Raw genomic sequence first — 3,044 nt, forward strand, 5'->3', positions numbered from 1 at the left:
CTGGTGGCGCAGGCGCGCTGGGTGCGGCGCGGGGGGGGCGGCGGGCCCGCGGCGGGCCGCCCGGGCGCGGCCCCCCCCCTCCCGGGTGTTCTGCGTGGGGCAGGCGGTACCTGGTGCGGATTCCGCCGGATGCGGCGGTCGGGCGTGGCTGGTGCCGGGCGTGCCTGGTGCCGGACGTGCCTAGTAGGGCTGGCCGTTGGCGAAGTCGGTGGCGAAGGTCGACTCGATCGTGCTCAGCACGCCGGAGTCGGTGGTGATCAGACCGAGCTCGCGGTTGTTGTTCAGCGAGTTGTCGGAGAAGTTCTCCGAGCCGGCGAACACCTTGGCCGTCGACGTGCCGTAGTCGGCGACGATCGCCTTCGCGTGGATGTACAGGCCCGTGGTGGACGAGTACGTGACGATCCTGCCGCCGGCCGTCGTCACCTCGTCGAAGTAGCTGCCGTAGGAGTCGGGGTTCATGCCGACCACGCGCACGGTGACGCCGCGGCTCGCGGCGGCGGCGACGGCGTCCACCAGGGCCTGGTCACCGAACTCCAGCTCCTGGACGTCGAGGGAGGTCTGCGCGCCGTTGATCAGCGCGAGCAGGCGGTCCTGCGAGTCGGTGGGCGACCAGACCAGGTTGTCGCCGTCCGAGGGGGTGATCGAGGTCTTCGCGTAGTCCGCGGCGAAGACCTGCTCGATCGCGGCGACGTCGTTCGCGTCCGAGTCGAAGACGCCGTAGTCACGGCTGGACGAGTAGTAGGTGGCGTCCAGGTTGCCGGTCAGGATCAGGGACTTGGCGCCGTCCACGGTGACGGTCTTCTGGTGGGTGTAGACGTACGCCGAGGAGGAGTACGTCACGCCGACGCCCGCGGCCTTGAGCGCGGAGTACGCGGCGCCGTTGACCGAGGTGTGCTTGGCGTCCAGGATCACCCGCACCTTGACGCCCGCCTGCTTGCGGCCGATCAGGGCGTTCACCGCGGCGGTGTCGCGCAGCTCGTACATCGTCACGTCGACGGACTTGGTCGCCGAGTTGATGAAGTCGTCGACCAGGCTGTGGTTCTGGTCCGGGAACACCACGGCCGAGTAGGTGCCGGCCACGGCGTCGGCCTGGGCGGCGCCGGCCATCGGCACCACGGCGGCGGCGGACAGCAGGACGGCGCAGGCGCGGCGGGCGATGCGGGACAGGGGCATGCTGACTCCACGTCGGTGAGGTGGGGGCTGTGGGGACACACGGGCGTGCCGGAGGTGCGCACAGGCGTGCTGAAGGCGCGCACGGGCGTGCTCGACGTGCGCACGGGGGTGCTTGAGGTGTGCCGAACAAGCATGCGGCTCATCGGTTTACGCGGGTAGATCCCAGCAGGTAAAGCCTTGGCCGCCGTTCGGGAAACGGATTGTGGAGTCGATCGCGTTCACCGATCGCTCACATTGCGGCGATGGCCCCGGACGGAGATAGTGGATCTTCGAACCGCGCGGACCGACGCCGCGTCAGCCGAACGAGAAACCGAGGAACATGGCGAAGATCAGGCTCCTGCGTCCCCTGGCCGTGGCCGCCGCCGGTGTCGTCCTGATGGCGACCGGCGCCACCCACGCCGCCGCCGACCAGGGCACCCCGAGCGCGCCCGCACCCGACACCGCCGCGGTGCTCGCCGCCCTGCAGACCACGATGAAGGCCGGCGCGCCCGGCGCCTTCGCCGTCGTCCACGACCACGACGACCCGTCGCTCGACCAGACGCTGACGGTCGGCAAGGCCGATCTCGACGGCACCCCGATGAAGGCCGACTGGCGCTTCCGGGTCGGCAGCAACAGCAAGATGTTCGCGTCCGTCCTGGTCATGCAGCTCGCCGAGCAGGGCCTCATCGACCTCGACAAGCCCCTGCGCGACTACCTCCCGGCCGGCACCCTGCCCGACGGCTGGACCATGACGGGCCGCCAGGTCATGGAGCACCGCGCCGGGATCTACGACCACACCAACGACCTCCTCGAACAGTCCGGCGAGGAGACCACCGCCGCGTTCGAGGCCCGCATCCGCACCAACGTCTACGCCCCGCGCGACCTCGTCGCGATGTCCGTCAAGCACGGCGTCCAGTACGCGCCGGGCACCAAGTACTCGTACTCCAACACCGACTTCGTGCTCATGGGCCTCGCCGTCGAGAACCTCACCGGCCGCCCCTACGCCGACGTCCTCCAGGAGCGCATCCTCGACCCGCTGGAGCTGCGCGACACCTCCTTCGTCGTCCCGGACCCGAAGATCCGCGGCGCCCACGTCACCGGCTACCTCACCAACGACGACCGCACCAAGCCGCTGCTCGACTCCACCGAGCAGACCGGCTCCTGGGTCTGGGCCGCGGGCGCGGTCACCTCCTCCGCCCGGGACCTCGACACCTTCCTCACCGCCCTCATGGCCGGCAGCTCCGGCGGACTCGTCTCCGACGACTCGCTCAAGCAGATGGAGGCCGCGATCCCGACCCCGACCGCGAAGATCTCCTACGGCCTCGGACTGCGCCGCATCTCGCTCAGCTGCGGCGACGTGTACGGGCACGGCGGGATCGTCCAGGGCTACCAGACCCAGTCGTTCACCACGCCGGACGGCCACCGCACGGTCGTCGTGTTCGCCAACGCCTCCAACAACGGCTCGGTGACGCAGGGCCTGATGGGCGCGCTGGAGCCGGCGTTCTGCGGGAAGAAGCCGGCCGCCGCCGCACCGCGGGCCAACGTCCGCTCGGCGGTGCCGAACGGCGCCGCCGTCCGGGACTACACCATTCCGGCGGTCGAGGACAGCCGGATCTGAGGCCGGCCGTGCGCTGACGGGCGCGGCGCCTCAGCCCAAGCCGGTCGGTGACGGGCTCCGCGCCTCAGCCCCCGGCGGCCGCCGTGCCCGTCCGGCGGCGACCCTGGCGGCCGTCCGCGCTGAGGTCCGTGAGCGCCTCGGTGAGGAGTTCGCGGGCCTCGTCGGCACGGCCCTGCTCGATCAGGGCCGGGCCGAGGTCGGGCACCCCCGGGGTCTAGGAGTCCCGGCGGCCGATAGCCCCGGAGTGGGGGGGCCCCAGGGCGTAGGCCATAGC

The 3,044-nt window shown here is 71.3% G+C and carries 3 protein-coding genes; 1 reads left to right on the plus strand and 2 read right to left on the minus strand.

Annotated features, from left to right (window positions below; translation table 11 throughout):
* Positions 1-180 precede the first annotated feature (180 nt).
* Complete coding sequence (locus tag ACFV4G_RS28445; protein ID WP_380444964.1) at positions 181-1,173, minus strand: phosphatidylserine/phosphatidylglycerophosphate/cardiolipin synthase family protein; 993 nt, start codon at positions 1,171-1,173, stop codon at positions 181-183.
* A 319-nt stretch (positions 1,174-1,492) separates the two neighbouring features.
* Here ACFV4G_RS28445 and ACFV4G_RS28450 point away from each other — a divergent pair, with 319 nt between their 5' ends.
* On the plus strand, positions 1,493-2,770 hold the full coding sequence (locus tag ACFV4G_RS28450; protein ID WP_380444965.1) for a serine hydrolase domain-containing protein: 1,278 nt from the start codon (positions 1,493-1,495) through the stop codon (positions 2,768-2,770).
* Between the two features lie 64 nt (positions 2,771-2,834).
* Here ACFV4G_RS28450 and ACFV4G_RS28455 read toward each other — a convergent pair whose 3' ends face one another.
* Positions 2,835-2,975, minus strand: a complete 141-nt coding sequence (locus ACFV4G_RS28455) for a hypothetical protein (protein WP_380444966.1) — start codon at positions 2,973-2,975, stop codon at positions 2,835-2,837.
* Positions 2,976-3,044: the final 69 nt, after the last annotated feature.

This window comes from Kitasatospora sp. NPDC059747, from assembly GCF_042732955.1.
In the GTDB taxonomy this organism is placed as follows: Bacteria; Actinomycetota; Actinomycetes; order Streptomycetales; family Streptomycetaceae; genus Kitasatospora.

What these genes read in the sequence shown, in the direction of transcription:
- ACFV4G_RS28450 (WP_380444965.1), top strand. Translation starts at nt 1,493, where the DNA reads ATGGCGAAGATCAGGCTCCTGCGTCCCCTGGCCGTGGCCGCCGCCGGT.
- ACFV4G_RS28445 (WP_380444964.1), bottom strand. Translation starts at nt 1,173, where the DNA reads ATGCCCCTGTCCCGCATCGCCCGCCGCGCCTGCGCCGTCCTGCTGTCC.